At 51.2% G+C, this 17,646-nt stretch carries 18 protein-coding genes and 1 pseudogene; 10 read left to right on the forward strand and 9 right to left on the reverse strand.

Annotation, left to right across the window (positions count from 1 at the left end):
* Positions 1-5: 5 nt before the first annotated feature.
* From LLY24_RS04035 to LLY24_RS04050, 4 genes are read right to left on the reverse strand one after another with little or no spacing between them, the layout of a single operon-like run.
* The gene (locus LLY24_RS04035) at positions 6-1,010 is read right to left on the reverse strand and encodes a carbohydrate kinase family protein (RefSeq protein ID WP_259034997.1); all 1,005 of its coding nucleotides are present in this window, start codon (positions 1,008-1,010) and stop codon (positions 6-8) included.
* Positions 1,000-1,920: a DMT family transporter gene (locus LLY24_RS04040; protein WP_259034998.1), complete on the reverse strand. Its 921-nt coding sequence runs from the start codon at positions 1,918-1,920 to the stop codon at positions 1,000-1,002. Before LLY24_RS04040 ends, LLY24_RS04035 begins: the two co-directional genes overlap by 11 nt.
* A gap of 14 nt (positions 1,921-1,934) precedes the next feature.
* Positions 1,935-2,687, reverse strand: coding sequence for an SDR family NAD(P)-dependent oxidoreductase (locus LLY24_RS04045; protein ID WP_259034999.1), 753 nt, complete (start codon positions 2,685-2,687; stop codon positions 1,935-1,937).
* Positions 2,687-3,874 (reverse strand): sedoheptulose 7-phosphate cyclase, encoded by a 1,188-nt coding sequence (locus LLY24_RS04050; RefSeq protein WP_259035000.1) that lies wholly within the window; start codon positions 3,872-3,874, stop codon positions 2,687-2,689. Before LLY24_RS04050 ends, LLY24_RS04045 begins: the two co-directional genes overlap by 1 nt.
* A gap of 348 nt (positions 3,875-4,222) precedes the next feature.
* Here LLY24_RS04050 and LLY24_RS04055 point away from each other — a divergent pair, with 348 nt between their 5' ends.
* Entirely contained in the window at positions 4,223-4,339 is a 117-nt protein-coding gene (locus LLY24_RS04055; protein ID WP_259035001.1) for a transposase, read from the forward strand.
* 74 nt (positions 4,340-4,413) lie between these two features.
* Positions 4,414-5,557: pseudogene (locus tag LLY24_RS04060) on the forward strand (IS3 family transposase).
* Between the two features lie 76 nt (positions 5,558-5,633).
* Here the strand turns inward: LLY24_RS04060 and LLY24_RS04065 are convergent.
* The 3 genes from LLY24_RS04065 to LLY24_RS04075 all read right to left on the reverse strand — a co-directional run bounded on the left by LLY24_RS04065 (position 5,634) and on the right by LLY24_RS04075 (position 7,677).
* Positions 5,634-5,936, reverse strand: a complete 303-nt coding sequence (locus tag LLY24_RS04065; protein WP_259035002.1) for a hypothetical protein — start codon at positions 5,934-5,936, stop codon at positions 5,634-5,636.
* A gap of 225 nt (positions 5,937-6,161) precedes the next feature.
* Positions 6,162-7,430, reverse strand: a complete 1,269-nt coding sequence (locus LLY24_RS04070; RefSeq protein ID WP_259035003.1) for a type II toxin-antitoxin system HipA family toxin — start codon at positions 7,428-7,430, stop codon at positions 6,162-6,164.
* On the reverse strand, positions 7,420-7,677 hold the full coding sequence (locus LLY24_RS04075; protein WP_259035004.1) for a helix-turn-helix transcriptional regulator: 258 nt from the start codon (positions 7,675-7,677) through the stop codon (positions 7,420-7,422). Before LLY24_RS04075 ends, LLY24_RS04070 begins: the two co-directional genes overlap by 11 nt.
* 246 nt (positions 7,678-7,923) lie before the next feature.
* On the opposite strand from LLY24_RS04075, the gene LLY24_RS04080 reads away from it, so the two are divergent.
* Positions 7,924-8,868 (forward strand): DUF808 domain-containing protein, encoded by a 945-nt coding sequence (locus LLY24_RS04080; RefSeq protein WP_259035005.1) that lies wholly within the window; start codon positions 7,924-7,926, stop codon positions 8,866-8,868.
* Positions 8,869-9,017: 149 nt separating this feature from the next.
* Here LLY24_RS04080 and LLY24_RS04085 read toward each other — a convergent pair whose 3' ends face one another.
* A complete protein-coding gene (locus LLY24_RS04085) occupies positions 9,018-9,605 on the reverse strand; it encodes a superoxide dismutase (protein ID WP_259035006.1) in 588 nt (195 codons plus the stop codon).
* A gap of 220 nt (positions 9,606-9,825) precedes the next feature.
* Between LLY24_RS04085 and LLY24_RS04090 the strand changes: the two genes are divergently transcribed.
* Positions 9,826-10,353: a tetratricopeptide repeat protein gene (locus LLY24_RS04090; RefSeq protein WP_259035007.1), complete on the forward strand. Its 528-nt coding sequence runs from the start codon at positions 9,826-9,828 to the stop codon at positions 10,351-10,353.
* A gap of 7 nt (positions 10,354-10,360) precedes the next feature.
* On the opposite strand, the gene LLY24_RS04095 is transcribed toward LLY24_RS04090, so the two are convergent.
* Positions 10,361-11,092, reverse strand: a complete 732-nt coding sequence (locus LLY24_RS04095; RefSeq protein WP_259035008.1) for an SDR family oxidoreductase — start codon at positions 11,090-11,092, stop codon at positions 10,361-10,363.
* 123 nt (positions 11,093-11,215) lie between these two features.
* Between LLY24_RS04095 and LLY24_RS04100 the strand changes: the two genes are divergently transcribed.
* The 6 genes from LLY24_RS04100 (at position 11,216) to LLY24_RS04125 (ending at position 17,626) form a co-directional block, all read left to right on the forward strand.
* Positions 11,216-12,112, forward strand: a complete 897-nt coding sequence (locus LLY24_RS04100) for a LysR family transcriptional regulator (RefSeq protein WP_259035009.1) — start codon at positions 11,216-11,218, stop codon at positions 12,110-12,112.
* A gap of 269 nt (positions 12,113-12,381) precedes the next feature.
* Positions 12,382-13,371, forward strand: a complete 990-nt coding sequence (locus LLY24_RS04105; protein ID WP_259035522.1) for a TRAP transporter substrate-binding protein — start codon at positions 12,382-12,384, stop codon at positions 13,369-13,371.
* 107 nt (positions 13,372-13,478) lie between these two features.
* On the forward strand, positions 13,479-13,982 hold the full coding sequence (locus LLY24_RS04110) for a TRAP transporter small permease (protein WP_259035010.1): 504 nt from the start codon (positions 13,479-13,481) through the stop codon (positions 13,980-13,982).
* A 4-nt stretch (positions 13,983-13,986) separates the two neighbouring features.
* Positions 13,987-15,267 (forward strand): TRAP transporter large permease, encoded by a 1,281-nt coding sequence (locus tag LLY24_RS04115; RefSeq protein ID WP_259035011.1) that lies wholly within the window; start codon positions 13,987-13,989, stop codon positions 15,265-15,267.
* Between the two features lie 24 nt (positions 15,268-15,291).
* Positions 15,292-16,896 (forward strand): gamma-glutamyltransferase, encoded by a 1,605-nt coding sequence (gene ggt / locus LLY24_RS04120; RefSeq protein WP_259035012.1) that lies wholly within the window; start codon positions 15,292-15,294, stop codon positions 16,894-16,896.
* A gap of 55 nt (positions 16,897-16,951) precedes the next feature.
* Positions 16,952-17,626, forward strand: coding sequence for a TetR/AcrR family transcriptional regulator (locus LLY24_RS04125; protein WP_259035013.1), 675 nt, complete (start codon positions 16,952-16,954; stop codon positions 17,624-17,626).
* The last annotated feature ends 20 nt before the right edge of the window (positions 17,627-17,646 follow it).

Here is a 17,646-nt window from a genome sequence, read left to right on the forward strand (position 1 = left end):
AATGCCTATGATTTCTTCTGCATGGATAATAACTGATCTAAATATAGCAGACCAGACTGAGTATCAAACTTAGAAACTACAGATGCAGCATTTAAAGATGCAAGTAATAATGATTGACGAACACTATATCCTTGCACAATGCCGTAAGCTAGTGTTGATCCAAAAGCATCACCTGCTCCAAGCCCATTTTTATATATTGTCTCTATTGCCTTAAAATTGACAACTTCTTTAGGAGAGTAAAGAACTGAACCGTCACTGGCTTTTGTCACACATAAATATTTGACACCTAAATTTAAGATTGGGCTGACTATTGCCGATTTTTCGTCTAATACACCTAGCTTGCAGTTGCGTATGTAATAGCTAGTTCGCTGTAAATTCTCACTTAAAATAATTGATTCTTTTTTATTTACGATCATCATATCCGTCATTGATAAGCAGTTATATAAAGCATCTAAATTATTTTCTTTTAGCTGTGTGCTACCTGGATTAATTGCGATGAATAAATCAGGATTAGCTTTTTTAACATTTTTAATAAATATAGATAAATCATTGATTGCCGCACCTGACAACGAAGATATATATAGTAAATTGACATTGTTTAAGTTTGATGGATCAATAAGATTAATGTTTATTTCATTGTTTGCAGCTCTGTGAGCCATGATTAACGGATCGCCATTACTTTGAGCTATAAATGCATTTCCCGTTGCATTTACATTATCTATTTGTAAGTTATTAAGATTGATTTTTTCTTTTTTAAGAATTTTTTGAACTTCACTCCCCTGTAAATCTTTTCCAATTCTCGAGCATAAGGAAACGTCTACACCTAGACGAGAAAAAGACGTTGATACGTTACCTCCGCCACCACCTATGCTAACTATCGAATTTTCAAAATCAATTTTATTGCCATATTCGATTGCTTCTGTAAATTCTGCGGATGCATTATTATTAAAAAATATGTGGTCGATTGTAACACCACCTATTACAAATGCTTGTAGATATTTATGTGACATTAAAAACCCCTAATGTAGGCAATGAAACTATTATTATTCCAAAAACAACGCCCGTTATACATAGGAATTTTCTTCCCCTGTTTTTTTCTTTGAATATTAAGGCGCCAACGAAATAAACAACAACTAAGTTTGTACGCCTCAATATAGAAATAACGGCTATCATTGCTCCCTCAATATTTACAGATGAAAGATATACAAACTCAGCAACAACCATAGTTATGCCTACTAAAATAACAGCAATGTTGAAATTTTTAATACCATTATTCTTAATGCTAGACATGCAAAATGGTATAAGAAAAATAACTAAAAAAGCACGTTGAATAGCTGAGATAGCTTGTACGCCGATTAAATCCAAACCAACATTGCTAAGTAAAAATTTATCATATATTTGAGCAGTAGATGATAAGAGCGTAGCAAGCAACATGAATAGCGCCCATTTGTCGCGACTCAGCTTAAAGCCTTCGTTTTTACCAATTGTTGCGAACTTGTAATAAGCAAAAGAGGCAACTGAAAACCCTAGCCAATGGATCAATGTAAGGTTTTCTCCTAGAAACAATATAGCTGCAAATGCTGTCCATAATGGCCCAGTTGCTCTGACACCTGCTGATATTGAAAGGGGAAGATTCTTAACAGAAAAATACGCAAAAATCCAAGATGATAACATCATTATTGATTTCGGAAGTATTAAAAATTGTTCTTTTAAATAAAATCCACCTGTTTCAAGAAGAATCCCTGTGCTAGCGTAAAGAATATTTGGAGAAATAAAAAAAGGTAACCATAGAGCACTTCCAAATAATGTGGAAAGAAAAACTAGTGATATGACATCAACCTTAGAGGTGGCCATTTTAGTCAAAACATCATAAATTCCTAGCACTATTCCGGCTAGTAAACCAAGAGCGATCCAAGACACAGAAATTGCCTCTATTATTTTGCGGAAAATCCACCGCTAATATTAATGACTTCACCGTTTACGAATGACGCTGCATCAGAGCAAAGCCACATTACTACATCAGAGACTTCGCGCGTACTACCGACTCGACCAGAAGGTATCAACTGCGGCCATGTATCTTCGTTTCCAATTTTCTTAATAGAATTTCGATACATAGCTGTATCTATTGGGCCGGGTGACACAGCGTTAATCCGAATCCCTTTATCTGCAGCTTCTATAGCCGCCGCTTTCGTTAAAGCCAAACCTGCATGCTTACTAGCTGCGTAGGCGGCTACACCAGGAAAAATAATTTTCTGCGCATGCACTGAAAGGTTATTAACAATCGATCCTTTTATATTTTTTTTAATCATTAACCTCAGTTGATGTTTCAAACACAACCATAACCCTTTAGTGTTGGTGTCAAAAATATCTAAAAACTCTTCTTCATTCTGCTCCCATATTAAACTACCACCGCCAATTCCCGCGTTGTTAAAAGCATAATCTAAACTACCATAATTTTTTTCAATTTTATTAATTAATTCTTTTACTTGCTCTTCACTGCGAATATCTGTTTTAAAAAAGCTGCATTTGAAACCTAGCTGTAATAATTTTTCCGCCTCGAGCAATCCGTCCTCTTCATTTCTACCAGATATTATTACAGTTGCTCCAGCTTTAGCGAAGTTTGAAGATACCTCAAGGCCGATTCCTGTATATCCCCCGGTTACCAGAACTGTCTTGTTAATCGGCATTAGTATATTTCCATATGGTGAGAAGAAAGTTTTTCAAGAATTTGAGTGGCTTTTTTTATTTGTTTTTTATCTACATTGTTTACAAATTTTGAGTTGCCAATAGTAACTGGGAGTGGTAAGTTCTGACTGCCGTTTCGATGTAATACAGTGTCACTAAGTGCTTCGTAAATTAGTTCTTCATCTCTAAATAGCGGGTGTGTCCAGGGCAGTGAGAGGTCACTTGCCACTTTTATAACACGTAATAAATCTTCATCGCTTAGGCATCCTCGTACATTTGATATTGCACAAGACAAGACAACATCAAGGGCTACTGCTTCGCCATGTAAAAAAATAGGTAAAGATTTCATTTCGATTAAAGGGCTAAAGCTATGACCAAAATCTACTAGTCTTTGCAGTTCTAATTCCCACATATTATATATCAGTTCATCTAACATCCCTTTAATTGAGAGGTTGATGACATTGCTTACTATTTCTTCGTTTTTTTGAAACTTATTATCCAGTAATTTTTTTCCATGTTTATCAAGCAAGTCAAACAACTCAGCATCCTTGACAACTGCCAGCTTAAATATTTCACCTGCTCCATTTGATATTTCTCTTTTGTCAACAGTTTTAAGAAATGAAGTGTCAATTATTGCGCTATGAGGAGCATAGTAGGCGCCAAGGCGGTTTCTCCTTTCAAGATAGTTTATTCCTGTCTTAATGCCTAAAGTAGCATCAATCATTGCCATAAGAGTTGTCGGGACTCTAATGTATGGGATTCCTCTTCGATACATACTTGATGCAAACCCCACAACATCAAGTAAAACTCCACCGCCTATTGCAATAACAGGTTCACTTCGACGTAGCACCCCAAAACTTTCCATGCGATTTAATATATCTAATGTTGCATCAAGTGATTTATTTTTTTCTCCACATTCCATTATAACGAAGTCAATTAAGATGTCATGCGATGCAAAGTACTGTAGAATTTCGTCTTTATATATATCCCATACGCTTTTATCAATCACTATTAATGCCCTCTTTGAAGGACATAGATTTGCAAGTTTATCATTACCCGGTTTAAATACCTCCTTCTCAATAGTTAAGCTATAGCTTATTGATAAAGTGCTGTTGATCGTGTAGCAGTTATCACTGCAAATGAGTGACCCGTAATTTGAAAGAGATTGACTTTCTTTTTTTATAAGCATTTGTAGTATACCTTTATTGTTAATTATTAAATTAAAGTGATATTAATTTTACAGTTATGCTATGTCAATTTTTTCCGACCTGGTTTGATTATACTTTCGTTGTAAGATATAAGATATTAGGCAAGGTTAATATTTCTTTATTTTGCATTAAGGAAGCTCTGAAAAGCCCCTGTCACCAGTGACTTTTCCCCGAAATTAACACCATGGACTCGATGAGATTTCCAGCCAACCTTGGTTAACGGAGACCTCATTATGAAAAAGACGCGCTATACCGAAGAGCAGATCATAGGCGTGAAGTGACTCCCTCCCGAGCTGCACAGACTATAGTGCAGCCATTAGGAGGATAAAATGAGCAATGAACCTACCGTCAAACGTTGGACGGCGAAGCGCAAAGCCGCAGTCGTCATGGACATCTTCAAAGGCAAGGCCACCGTCGCTGAAGTGGCTCGTCAGCACGATCTCTGATCTTGCCCAGTAACAGTGGACACTTCAAGAATGTAATACGCTACGATGAGGTGAACCATGGCAAGATCGACGACATCAATGAAGAAAAATCTTATACCCGTTACTCAGATGCCTACCGTCAAGAAGCGTTAGCGCTGACTGATCGCATTGGTGTGGCAGCAGCGGCTCGTGAACTGGGCATACATGCGGGCCAGCTTTATCAGTGGCGCTCTAAAGCGCAGCTTCAGCAAGATACCTCTGAACGAGAGCAGTCGTTGGTAGAAGAAAACGCCCGCTTGAAGCGCCAATTAGCCGAAGCAAATGAAGAGTTGGCCATTACAAAAAAGGCCGCGGTGTACTTTGCGAAGAGCCTGAAGTGAAGTACGCCTTTATCCATCGTCATCGGCAGGTTTTCAGTGTTCAGCGCATGTGCCATGTTGTTGGAGTCGCTCGGAGTGGCTACTACGCTTGGCGACAGCGCGAAGGAGCTTCGTCCCCAAAACGCAGCCAGCAAGCCATTACCGATCAGTGCGTGGCGAAAGCTTATCACCAACGTAAGGGGCGCTCAGGCGCCCCGAGATTAGCACTAGACCTTCGAGATGATGGGCTGCCGATCAACCGTAAGACGGTGGCTGCCAGCATGCAGCGTCAGGGCTTGTGCGCTAAAGCAGCCCGGCCACCACCGACTCTCGACATTCGCTGCCAGTAGCGCCAAATCTGCTAGCGCAAAACTTCACGGCCACAGCCACAGCCCCCAATCAAAAGTGGGTGGGGGACATCACCTATTTAGCGACGGGTGAAGGCTGGCTTTATCTAGCAGTGCTCATTGACCTGTATTCCCGAAAAGTGATCGGTTGGGCGATGAGTGGGCGTATGACAGCCGATCTTGTCTGTGATGCGCTACAAATGGCGCTATGGAAATGCAAAATGCCCAAAGGCGTGATAGTCCATTCGGATAGGGGCCGTCAGTACTGTTCCGCGCTTTACCAATCGCTGCTTACCCGGCATGAGCTTAAGTGCAGTATGAGCGCCAAAGGCAACTGCTATGATAATGCTTGTACCGAAAGCTTCTTCTACCGTCTCAAAGTTGAAGCGATCCACGGAGAGCAACTTAAAACGCGGGATACGATGAGACGCTAAGCGTTTGAATACATCGAACGGGACTACAACAAGCAACGGCGGCACAGTGCCATCGGGATGATCAGCCCAGAGGTCTTTGAAGCCCAAATGATTGCTTAAACCAGTGTCCACTATTGCTGGGCAAGATCAACCTGCTCTTCATCCAGGCCCCACCAAACCGTGCGTTTCCGCTCGATCAGCGACCCGCGCAGTTATCACGATAGAGCGCATTATCGCTCCCCAGCGCTAGGCGCTTGGTGGCACTGTTGTAGTAGAAGTGGCCAGCCTCTGCATCTGAAAATGCGTAGTCGCCGCATACCCCGTAGCCCTTGTTGACTTGCCTCAGGTGGAAAATCTCGGCGGATGTTTGGCTGCCGACGCGCTCTGAGATCGCCGTCGCAATATGGGCATCGCGCTGGGCCTCGGAGTAGGCTTGGTTGCCGAATATCAGGCCCGCCACGACGACAATGGCGACAACGGGAATCCATAGGTTGTGCATAGCGTGTCCAGTTCGAGCAGTAGGGTGCGCAGTGAGGTCGGCAGGAAAATTCTTTAGCGGGATAATAACGTGTCGTGCAACGAAATTCATGTCAAAGGGTAGCAGGCGTGGGGCGCTAGCTGTGCTTGAGCCGAGTATGAGTCCTAATCGGCTCATTATTTGATTCGAATACGCGGGGTAATCGGCTCAAGCATCTCTACGACATTACGGCTTGTTATTTCTCAATCAGTGCGTCGTTATCCGTTGCCAACGTCGCGGCATTTTTCGGCAGTTGGTCGAAAGGCGCTGTTGTAACCGCTCAAGACATGTCTGTTCGGTCCCTTCGTTAGCCAAGGGGCTTAACGTAGTGATGACCCGGTCGATAGCATCCGGCATACGTTCCACCAGCTCTAGCCCCTGCTTCATGAAATAACGGGGTTGAAAGCGCAGCGTACGGGCAAGTGCTTCCAAATGCGACCGTTCGATGTGGCCTGGTCGATCCTCATGGTGGATGCGCAAAGCAAAGCGGTTTGAAAGGCCGCTATAAAGTGTCGTACTCATCAAGTCGTAGAAGGGTGCTAAGCGTGGACCATCGGGAGTATAAAGAATGGCAAGATTCTTAGCGTGGCTGTCGTTGTTGCCAATCAATAGATTGAAAAAAAGCCAACCGATCAGCCGCTGTAGGTCCTTGGCCGGTGCGCCTTGTTGTTGCAAAAGCTCACGGCAGCAGATTAGGCCAGGGCCGCCGTCGCTTTCATATTTGATCGATGACGGGGTCCTGGCGAGTTGGCAGAAATCCAGCTGGTGCAGGCGCTGCAAGTTGCCTTGCGCATCGGAAATACGGTCATATCTGCGCACCAGGCAGGCTCGGGTATCGGGTTGGTAGGTCGCTTCGGCCGCGTCGAGTTCGAGCTCATTGGCTAACTGCATGCAGAAGGTTTCATTCAGGGCGGTCGCCCAAACCCCCTTCAGCCCTTGAATATCCGGTTTGAGTATATGGCTGGATGGGGCCGAGCCTTCTGGTATGGCGGGGCTTCCATCTGGCTTTATCATAAGAAGTAGCTTGTTTTGAGCACCCGCGAGTGAAATACGCGCGTCGCTGCTATTCGATATGAATAAAGAACCTGGTTTTCGCTGACGTAAATGTTCCGCCACGGTTGCCCATTGAGTAGGCCGGTAGTGGGGCAGCACAGGTGGTTCGCCGGGAGCAAGTAGAGTGAAGCCGCTGGCGGTATCTCCGCCGACGGCGTTCAGCAGTCCGAAAACGGTTGTGGTGTGATGACGAAGTTCGAGGTGGTTGCGAAGGCTGCCCTCCGGCAGTAGGTTCTCAAAATAAGCTAAAACGCTATCGCCTTCGTGAACCAGCTGTGAGAGGGGCAAAGAAGGTGAGAGGCTGACTGCATTAGGATGCTCTCGCCACGTTGAAACGTACTCGAAGCGTAGTGGGTTAGCATCGTGCAGCCATCCAACCAGCTTTTCAGCCTGATATACCGCCAGACAGGAGTTACTCGCCATGGCCACTATTCCCCTTGCGCTTCACTACCACTTCAAGGCCCATTAAATCCAATACATCCAACACTTTTTGCAACTGAAGGGTAGGCTTGCCGCGTTCCAAATCGACGATAAAACGGTTGCCGGTACCCGCGAGTCCCGCCAGGTCCATCTGTAATAAACCTTGCTCGATGCGGTATTGGCGCACCAGTTGACCAAGCTCTTCACTTTGTCGAATAGTCGTGGGTGAAGCAGGAGTATGTGTTGCCATGTGGAACGCCTATCGATGATTACCGTTAGGTAATTTTAGATAGAGTTTTGCTAGGACACAATTGGTTAATTACCGTTCGGTAACTTATGTGGTTCGACGCGCTAGAATTTTCAATAAATTACCGTTCGGTAGTTTATTTTAGGCATTCCACTGGGTGCTCGCTGTGCTTGATCCGAAGACGCGTCTCCAAACGTCGATTCTGCCTATGCTGTACGAGCGTTAACGCTTATTCACGGAGGAAGCCCCATGGGCGGATTGTTGGGTTTGCTGGATGACATCGCGGCCCTTGCGAAGCTTGCGGCCGCTTCGCTCGATGATGTGGGGGCGGCGGCTGGGCGTGCTACGGCGAAGGCGGCTGGGGTGGTGGTCGATGACACGGCCGTTACGCCGCAATATTTGCAAGGTGTGACGGCGGAGCGTGAGCTGCCAATCGTCAAGAAGATCGCGCTGGGGTCGATCCGTAACAAGCTGCTGTTCATTCTGCCGGTGGCGCTTTTATTGAATCACTTTCTGCCTGCGCTATTGCCCCTTATCTTGATACTGGGCGGCGCTTATCTCGCCTTCGAAGGGGCGGAGAAGGTATGGCACAAATTTTTCGGCGCCCAGCACGATGACAAGCCTGCCGTGGTTAAGGGCCCAGAGGCCGAAAAGCGGATCGTAAGCGGCGCCATTCGTACCGATCTGATTCTTTCGGCTGAAATCATGGTGATTGCGCTCTCTGAGGTGGCTCATCAAGGGTTTTGGTCGCAGCTGGTAAGCCTATTGGTCGTGGCCTTCTTCATTACAGTGCTTGTGTATGGCGCGGTGGCGCTGCTGGTGCGCATGGACGATATCGGTCTGAAACTCGCCGAGCGCGAAGGTTCGGGGGCGCAAGCGCTGGGCCGTGGCTTGGTAACGGCCATGCCTAGCGTACTGGCGGTCATTTCGTTGGTGGGCACCGTGGCGATGCTGTGGGTGGGCGGGCACATTCTGCTGGCCAATATGGGAGAGGAGGGGCTGGGCTGGCTCAACGCGCCTTACGCCTGGGTGCACCATATTGAGCACATCATTGCGGAAGCCACCGGGGCCTTTGGCAGCGTGCTCGGCTGGAGCTTCAATACGCTGTGCTCGGCAGTTATCGGCTTTATGGTGGGGTCGTTACTCGTTGGGGGCTTGCGCCTTGTCGCGGCGGGAAAAGGCCATGTGGAATAGAAATAACCATAGTGTTGCGAAATTCTGATACGCCACCGTGCCCACCTATAAGATGGGCACGGCAGCTAAGTACAAGGACGGTAGGGGCTTTGCTATGCTTCACACCACCTCATTTTTGCCTACTACTCACCACTCACCACTCACCACTCTCACTCATCCAGCCGCCGCGCAGCGGCGCCGAAATCTGCTAGCGCCCAGAAGCTTTCCAGGAAATCCGGTTTCGCGTTGCGGTGGTCGATGTAGTAGGCGTGCTCCCACATGTCGACGGTCAGAAGCGGCGTTTGGCCTTCGAGCAGTGGATTTTGTGCATTTGGGGTATTGACGATCTTGAGCGTGTCGCCGTCTGCCACTAGCCACGTCCAGCCAGCGCCAAAGACCTTCTGCGCGGCGTCTGAAAACTGCTGCTTGAATGCCTCCAGCGAGCCAAAGTGGCGGTCCAATTCACGGGCCAGCTCGCCAGAGGGAGCAGAACCTCCGGGCGTCAGGCAGTGCCAGAAAAACGTGTGGTTCCAGATTTGCGCGGCCTGATTGAACAGAAACCCGTCGCGCTCACGGGTGATTAGCTCAGGCAAATCGGCGTTACTAAGCGATGCGTCGGCGGTGTTCTTGATCGCGTCGTTGGCCTTGGTCACGTAGGTGTTGTGGTGCTTTCCGTAGTGGTAATCCAGTGTCTCGCGCGACATATGCGGTGCTAAGGCGTCGCGGGGGTAGGGTAGCTCGGGAAGCGTAAACGCCATGGTTCTCTCCTCGGTTGGTTTTCATCGATGCCGTCACAGTGCTTGCAAAAGGTTTGTTTCCCTTTGCTTAAAATTTTAGCCAATGCTAAGTTTTAAATCAAAGGGGCAGGCTGTGGCATTGCCTAGGTGGCTCACAAAGGCGTTTGTTTTCTCAGCAACACGTCTTTGCCGCACGCCTTGCCCACATCCTCAAAACGGTTCCTAAAAGAGGAAGCCTTCGATGAGCCAGACGATGCACGTCATGCCAGTTGAAGAGAGTATCGACAGCCAATGGGCGCGCTTCACCCAAGCCGGTAACGAGGCGTTCGAGCGTGGTGACATGCGCGAGGCGCAGCACTATTACGAGAAGGCAATGGCAGAGGCCAACGACATGTTCGACAAGGCCCATACTGACCCTGCTGCCTGCCAATATGCGCCTATGACCTACACTATCGCAGCGTTCAATCTCGCGGGTTTATTCAGTGATATCGGTGATAGGCAGATGATGCACCGCTACGCGCGCGCGGGGTTGGAGCGCCTGGTAGAGCTCGCCGATGAACGGAGCGTGCCGCACGCCCTGCGGGTGCAGTGCGTGCGCCACCTTGGCCGTGCGGTCATAACGCTAGAGGAGATCTACCCGGCGGCACGAACCCACCCTGACTATCGCGTGCTGGTCGCGAATGCCGACCTGCTCCAACGCCAGTTCGATACCCAGGCGGGGCTTTACAGCGTGCCTTCGGCATCGGCGCGTGTTGCTATGGTGCATTGAGTGGGCCTTAATGGGGTGATGCGGTAGCGCGAATAGTAATCTCCGAGGTATCGACGTTAGCGGGTGCTTCGATAAGCTGCCTAACCGCGTGGGCAATATCGATGGGTTGTAGCGCTATGGCGCGGTACTCATCCATGGAGGCCGCCGTCTCATCGTGCGTGATGGTCGATGCCAAATCGCTCTCTACGACACCTGGGTTTACGCAGGTCACGCGAATGTTGGACGTTTCCTGGCGCAGCCCATCCGATATAGCGCGTACGGCGAACTTCGTTGCGCAGTAAACGGCGGCCGTGGGAACGGCTTTGAGCGCCCCAACAGATGCAATATTGATGATTTGCCCCTCGGCTTGGTGCTCCATGGTGGGCAAGACGGCGCCGATGCCCCATAGAACGCCCTTGATATTCACGTCGATCATACGCTCCCACTCATCCAACTTGTCGGCACTAAGCGGCGAAAGCGGCATGATGCCTGCATTGTTGACCAACACATCGATGCGCCCCCAGCGATCCAGTGCATCCTGAGCGAAGGCCGCCATCGCGTTTCGATCCGTAACGTCTAGGGCGTGTGCTTCTGCCGTTCCGCCCTCAAGGCGGATCTCTTTGACGATCTGTTCCAGCCTATCCAGACGGCGTGCGCCCACTAGCACCTTGGCGCCTGCAGTAGCCAATTCTCGGGCAATGGCTTCTCCGATGCCGCTACTTCCGCCCGTAATCAAGACGACTTTATGGTTGATGCTCATGCGCTTTTTCTCCTCGTTTCTTGGGTGGGAACCTCGTTGGTACCCAAGGCAGTCACGATAGAGCGCCGAATGCGTAAACAGAATATGCTGAATGCTGGACTCTTAGGTTAGCCAGGTTTACCAATGAGCAGTGATCTCAATCTTTTGACGATGTTTGTTGCTGTAGCTGAGGCACAAAACTTTCGCATTGCAGCTGATCGATTAGGCGTGACGCGCTCGGCGGTGAGCCAGGGTGTGGGACGTCTCGAGCGTACGCTGGGAAAGCCTCTTTTCAATCGAACGACGCGCAGTGTAAGGCTGACGGAGGAGGGGGAGCGGCTGCTTCAGGCAGTGGTAAGCCCCTTGGCGGATATAGCCGCAGTGCTTGAGGCGACGGTGGATGAACCCGGGTCACCTCGGGGTAAGCTCAAAGTGACGACGACCTCGATTGCAGAGCGGTTTTTATCAGGACCGTTGCTTGCCGACTTTATCGAGCGCTATCCCCATATCGTGCTGGATGTGACGGTGAGCGACGAGGAGTTCGATATCGTTGATGCGGGATTCGATGCCGGGATACGCCTGGGTGAGGTGATCGAGCAAGACATGGTCGCCATTCCTCTTACGGGAGAGCAGCGTCAGGTCGCCGTTGCATCACCGCGTTATCTGGCCCGCCATGGGCAGCCAGATCATCCCCGTAACTTGACCCAACATCGTTGCATTGGCTGGCGTCTATTGCCTGATACAGCGCCTTATCGATGGGAGTTCGAACGCGATGGCAAAGCGTTCGACGTGGCGGTCGAACCCCAGTTTACGACCAACGATATGTTGTTAATGACCCGTATGGCGCTAGCCGGCGGCGGTGTTACGTTTGGAATGGAGGAGACCTTCAAGCCTTATATCGAACGTGGTGAACTGATCACTATGCTAGACGAGTGGTTACCACCTTTTGCGGGTTTTTATCTCTACTATCCCAGCCGACGTACCGTTACGCCTAGGCTTCGCGCCTTGATCGATCACGTTCGCCACTATCGCGCTCACTAGTAGCTTGGGGATTGGCAACATTATTCGATATGGCTTCCCCTAACTGAATTTCAAACGGTGCCCGCACCATGTTAGTGCTCTATGCACAGTGGTGGTGCGGTTTTTTATCTCCTTTCTCAATGAAATCAGCCACCTAACAAGAATTTATATTGGCACGATATCTGCATAGTGAATTATTAAGTAAACGATTACTTATCTCGCTGTGTAACGAACGTTCAATGACAAGATGTAAAGGCAGGGGTCACCTCATGAAAAAGCACATTAAGGCTATGAAATTGAAAGCTCTCGTAGGTAGCGTCGCCATGGGGGCAATGATGCTCTCTGGCGTAGCAAGTGCCAATGTCCATATTAAATTTCACCATGACTTACCGGAAGATAGCGCTCAGCACTTAGCCGCCGAGCGCTTCCGGGACACGATAGCCGAGCGCAGCAGTGGCGAGATCACTGTCGAAATATTTCCTAACAATACGCTGGGTGACGATGTCGAAGTTACCCAGCAAATGCAGATGGGCGCCGTAGAGGCGGCGATCATTCCCACGGCCAAGCTATCGGGCTTCGTACCCGCCATGCAGATCGTCGACCTTCCGTTCCTATTTCCGACCCCGGAGATCGCCCACACCGTGCTGGATGGTCAGGCAGGCGATGATCTTCTCGCCACGGTAGAGCAGGTCGGTCTGCACGGCGTAACGTTCTGGGAAAGTGGCTTCAAGCAGTTCACCTGTAACCATCCCATTGAGGGGCCGGAAGACTTCAGCGGGCAGAAAGTGCGCGTAATGCAGAGCCCCATCATCATGGAGCAGTTCAGGGCGATGGGTGCCAACCCGGTGCCGATTTCCTTCGGCGAAACCTATAACGCGCTGCAGCAGCGCATCGTCGACTGTCAGGAGAACCCGTTGGTTTCGATTGCCCAAATGCGATTCTACGAGGTGCAGTCGGACATGGTCATCAGCAACCATGCTTACTTGGGTTACGCCTTTCTGTTCAGCCAGCGCTGGTTCGAAGGGCTAAGCGCTGAGGACCAAGCGTTGTTGACCGAGGTGGCGCGAGAAACCACTACGTTCCAGCGTGAAGAAACTGCGCGTCGAGAAGCCGGTTATATCGACACCATCGAAGCCAGCGGCACCAACATCAGCACGCTTGACGATAGCCAGTTGGCTGCCTTCAGAGCGGCAACCGCACCGGTACACGAGGCGTTTGCAAGCGACATAGGTGCCGACTTGGTAGCGGAGTTCCAGCAGGCGATCGCCGAAGCAGAGTGACGCGATAGACGAGGGGCTGGCGACACTCTGCTGGCCCTTTTTCGCGCTAGCTCTACTCACGTTGTGGTTTTTCTTCCTCCTCTCTCTCATCGCTAGTGGAGTCTGTGATGCGCAAACTCGATGCCGTGATCTCACGCGCAGAGGAAATCTTGATTGGCCTGCTAATTTTGTCGGCCTCGATCATTCTGTTCGCCAATGTCATTGCGCGCTACGTGTTCAACGATGGTTTTTCCTGGGCCGAAGAGCTAGTGCGCTACGAGATTGTCTGGATGGTGCTGTTGGGGGCTAGCGTTGCGGCGCGTCAGGGGATTCACATCGGTGTGGATATTCTGCGTCGTTTTAGCCCGCCGCCGATGGCAAAAGCGGTCACGCTATTGGTGCATGCGATCTCGATCGCATTCTGTGTTTTTTTGGTGGTGTACGGCGTTCAGCTTACTGAGCAGACCCACCGCTTTGGTCAGGTAAGTTCGGCACTGCAGGCGCCCATGTGGGCCATCCAACTGGCGATTCCCGTCGGGGGACTATTGATGGGAATCCGTTTTACCCAGCATTTTTTCCGTACGCTGTTCGATCGTGAGCAGGGTCCCGTTCATCTCGATCAGATCGGATAACGTCATGGTCATCACCTTTCTCGTTCTCTTGGCGGCCTCGATGCTGGTGGGCGTGCCCATCTTCATTGCCTTGGCCGGTTCCGTTGCGGTGGCGATGGGGAGTTTCAGCCATATCCCGCTGGCCATCGTCATTGAGCGGCTATTTGCAGGGCTAGATAAGTTTCCTTTGATGGCCATTCCTTTCTTCATTCTCACCGGTAGCCTGATGAGCGCAGGAGGGCTGTCGCAGCGTATCATTCGCTTTGCCAACCTCCTGGTGGGGCGCTTTACCGGTGGCATGGGTATGACGGCGGTGTCATCGAGCATGTTTTTTGGCGCTATCTCGGGCTCAAGTCCAGCTACCGTGGTAGCGGTGGGGTCACTGCTGTATCCCGCCATGCGCAAGGAGGGCTATTCCGGTCCATTTTCCATTGGCGTATTGGTCTCGTCTGGTTCGTTGGGCATCATCATTCCGCCTTCGGTGGTGATGATAGTCTATGCGGCCGTTACCGGCGTCTCGGTAGGAGCCTTGTTCATGGCGGGCGTGGGCGCGGGGCTTTTGTACGGCGCTTGTTTCTTACCCTACTGCTGGTATCGGGCGAAGAAAGATGGTGTAACCCCCATGACGCCGCCTAGCTGGCGCGAGGTGCTGACCGGGCTGAAAGAGGCTTCTTGGGGGCTTGGGGTGCCGGTGGTGGTGCTCGGCGGTATCTACTTGGGTATCTTTACCCCCACCGAAGCGGCGGCTGTCTCGGTGATTTATGCGCTGCTGGTTTCGGCGCTGATCTACCGCGAAAAAAGCCTCAAAGATCTGTTTTACAGCATGGTAGAGGCGGCAACCACCACTGCTCAGGTCATGATCATCCTGGCGGCAGCATCGGTATTGGCCTGGTTTTTGACCAGTAACGGTCTGGCGGTGATGCTGGCCAATGCCATTCTGTCGCTTTCCGACAACCCTTATCACATTTTTCTACTGATCAATGTATCGGTGCTGATCGCCGGTATGTTCCTCGATGCTTCATCGATCATGGTGATTCTAGGACCGCTGTTTTACGCGGTGGGCCTGCGCGTGGGGATCGACCCCGTGCATCTAGGCGCGGTACTGACCGTCAACGGGGCGATTGGTATGTTTACCCCGCCGTTCGGCCTCAACCTGTTCGTCGCGGGCACGCTCAAGGGCGTCGATTACGTGCAAGCGGTGCGTGGGGCAATGCCGTTCATCGGGATTGCGCTGTTTGCCTTGGTACTACTGACGTACATTCCCGCCATCAGCATGTGGTTGCCCAGCGTGGTATACGGCGGCTAGAGCGCCAACATAAGGACATATATTTTGGTCATTTCGACGGATCACGATTCATCGGCGCTGGCGCACTCCTTCGAAGGGGTCGTGACCAGCCCGCATACTCTGGCCACCGAAGCGGGACGCGAGGTGCTGCGTCAGGGAGGTAATGCAGTCGAAGCGGCGATTACCATGAGCGCGTGCCTGGCCGTCACTTATCCGCACTTTAACGGGCTTGGCGGGGATGCTTTCATGATCATTGCCGATGCTGCGGGCGGCGTTCGTACGCTCTCCGGCATTGGTCAGGCACCGCAGGCAAGGCTCGAACTCTCAGGCCCGCTGCCCACGCGAGGGCCGGGTTCGTTGCTAACCACGGCAGCGACGGTGGATACCTGGGGGCAGGCCCACGAGATTTCCCGCCAGCATTGTGGCGGCCAAATGAGCTGGCAAGCCTTGCTGGCGCCCGCTATCGAATTTGCCAGCGAGGGCTTCGCGCTTTCGCCCTCGCAGCGATTCTGGCTCGATTTTAGGCGCGATGAGATGGCTGCCATGCCCTGCGTGCGCAAGCTGTTCATGCCCGGCAATAAGCTGCCACAAGTGGGCGATAGGCTTCATCAACCACAACTGGCCGCTTCGCTCGAGTCGCTGGCTGCGAACGGCTATCGAGATTTTTATGAAGGAGAGTTGGCGTCGAGGATCGCCGCTGGACTCGCCGATGCTGGGTCGCCGCTGACGGCGGCGGATCTAGCCGCGACTCGTGCCCGTATCGAAGCGCCGCTATCGGTGGCCTATCGTGGGGGGGAACTGTTGGCCCATCGCCCGCCGACGCAGGGAATGACGACGCTCGAGATCATGGGCATTCTGGCGCGTTTCGACCTTTCGCGCATCGAAGAGGGCAGTGCCGACTATTACCACCTGTTGGTCGAGGCAGTGAAGCGCGCCTTTCTGGACCGTAATGCTCACCTGGCGGATCCTGAGTTTGCCTCGGTGCCTTGGGATCGCCTATTGTCGGCAGAGCACCTCGACGCTCAAGCCAAACAGATCGATATGCGTCGAGCGTTGGCGTGGCCCCTGGACTATCAGCACGGCGATACAGTTTATCTCGCCGCGTCTGACCGTTTTGGCAATGCCGTTTCGATGTTGCAGACGATCTACTACGACTGGGGAAGCGGCGTTGAGATTGGCGATACCGGCATTCTTTGGCATAACCGTGGCGCGGCGTTCAGCCTCGATCCGGCGCATCCGAACGTGCTGGCGCCGAGTAAGCGGCCGTTTCACACCCTTAACCCAGGCATGTACCGTGTGGATGGCAAGCCGCGCCTGCTTTATGGCACTCAAGGTGCCGACGGGCAGCCGCAGACCTTAGCCGCAGTGCTGACCCGTTTGATAGACTATGGCATGGATCCGCTCAGCGCTCTGAGTGCTCCGCGTTTTCTGCTTGGGCGCACTTTCTCTGATGGTCGCGATACCTTAAAGCTAGAGCAGGATGCCGGTGAGGCCGTGTTTGCCGAACTGGCTAAGCGTGGCCACCAAGTGAGTCCGCTACCTGTGCAAAGTGCCTTGGCTGGACAACCTGGTGCGGTAGTCATTACTCCTGAGAATGGCGCATACGCCGCCCATGACCCGCGCAGCGATGGCATTGCGTTAGGGCTTTGACAAGCCGAAACGGTAAAGAGCGACAGGACGTTGAGATGAAATACAGGACGTTGATATGAGCCTTCACGAACCTGGTGCTTCGCAGCGGCACCCGCGTATCCAAAGCCCCAAGCGTCGAGACGCTCAGGAAACGCGTGAACGCCTGCTAAAGGCAGCGATGCAAGAATTTTGTGAGCGTGGCTACGACGGCGCGCGCATGCAGCGCATCGTGGGTGTGGCTGAGTGCAACGTGCGTATGGCGTACCACTATTTTGGCGACAAGGAAGGGCTTTATCTGGCCGTACTGGAGCACGTTTACGCGGAGCTGCGCGCCAAGGAGCGCGCGCTTAATCTAGGCGGCCTCGAGCCCGAGGCGGGCATGCGTGCTTTGGTCGAATTCACCTTCGACCACATGGCCGAACATCCTGAGTTCACAAGTCTCGTGCGTAACGAAAACCTGCTTGGAGGGCGCATGCTGCGCAAATCTAGCAAAGTTGTGCAGCAAACGACGCCACTGGTGGGGATGATTCGCGATACGCTGTCGCGAGGCGAAGCGGCTGGGGTATTTCGTCCTGCTGTTGACCCCACTCAGCTTTATATCTCAATTCTGTCGCTGTCGATCATCCATATCAATCAGCGCGATACTCTCTCCATCATCTTCGAGCAGGACCTGGCGGCACCGGGCTGGCTCGCCGCACGCCGCGCTCATGCGGTCGAGGTGATTCTTTCTTATCTTTGCGTGACCGCTTAAGCGCGTAGTGAGTAGTAGTG

Source organism: Halomonas dongshanensis (assembly GCF_024790395.1).
Taxonomy (GTDB): Bacteria; Pseudomonadota; Gammaproteobacteria; order Pseudomonadales; family Halomonadaceae; genus Vreelandella; species Vreelandella dongshanensis.

Coding starts and splice junctions, on each gene's coding strand:
- LLY24_RS04035 (WP_259034997.1), bottom strand. CDS start 1,010: ATGTCACATAAATATCTACAAGCATTTGTAATAGGTGGTGTTACAATC.
- LLY24_RS04045 (WP_259034999.1), bottom strand. CDS start 2,687: ATGCCGATTAACAAGACAGTTCTGGTAACCGGGGGATATACAGGAATC.
- LLY24_RS04050 (WP_259035000.1), bottom strand. CDS start 3,874: ATGCTTATAAAAAAAGAAAGTCAATCTCTTTCAAATTACGGGTCACTC.
- LLY24_RS04055 (WP_259035001.1), top strand. CDS start 4,223: ATGAGCAATGAACCTACCGTCAAACGTTGGACGGCGAAGCGCAAAGCC.
- LLY24_RS04065 (WP_259035002.1), bottom strand. CDS start 5,936: ATGCACAACCTATGGATTCCCGTTGTCGCCATTGTCGTCGTGGCGGGC.
- LLY24_RS04070 (WP_259035003.1), bottom strand. CDS start 7,430: ATGGCGAGTAACTCCTGTCTGGCGGTATATCAGGCTGAAAAGCTGGTT.
- LLY24_RS04075 (WP_259035004.1), bottom strand. CDS start 7,677: ATGGCAACACATACTCCTGCTTCACCCACGACTATTCGACAAAGTGAA.
- LLY24_RS04080 (WP_259035005.1), top strand. CDS start 7,924: ATGGGCGGATTGTTGGGTTTGCTGGATGACATCGCGGCCCTTGCGAAG.
- LLY24_RS04085 (WP_259035006.1), bottom strand. CDS start 9,605: ATGGCGTTTACGCTTCCCGAGCTACCCTACCCCCGCGACGCCTTAGCA.
- LLY24_RS04090 (WP_259035007.1), top strand. CDS start 9,826: ATGAGCCAGACGATGCACGTCATGCCAGTTGAAGAGAGTATCGACAGC.
- LLY24_RS04095 (WP_259035008.1), bottom strand. CDS start 11,092: ATGAGCATCAACCATAAAGTCGTCTTGATTACGGGCGGAAGTAGCGGC.
- LLY24_RS04100 (WP_259035009.1), top strand. CDS start 11,216: ATGAGCAGTGATCTCAATCTTTTGACGATGTTTGTTGCTGTAGCTGAG.
- LLY24_RS04105 (WP_259035522.1), top strand. CDS start 12,382: ATGAAATTGAAAGCTCTCGTAGGTAGCGTCGCCATGGGGGCAATGATG.
- LLY24_RS04110 (WP_259035010.1), top strand. CDS start 13,479: ATGCGCAAACTCGATGCCGTGATCTCACGCGCAGAGGAAATCTTGATT.
- LLY24_RS04115 (WP_259035011.1), top strand. CDS start 13,987: ATGGTCATCACCTTTCTCGTTCTCTTGGCGGCCTCGATGCTGGTGGGC.
- LLY24_RS04125 (WP_259035013.1), top strand. CDS start 16,952: ATGAGCCTTCACGAACCTGGTGCTTCGCAGCGGCACCCGCGTATCCAA.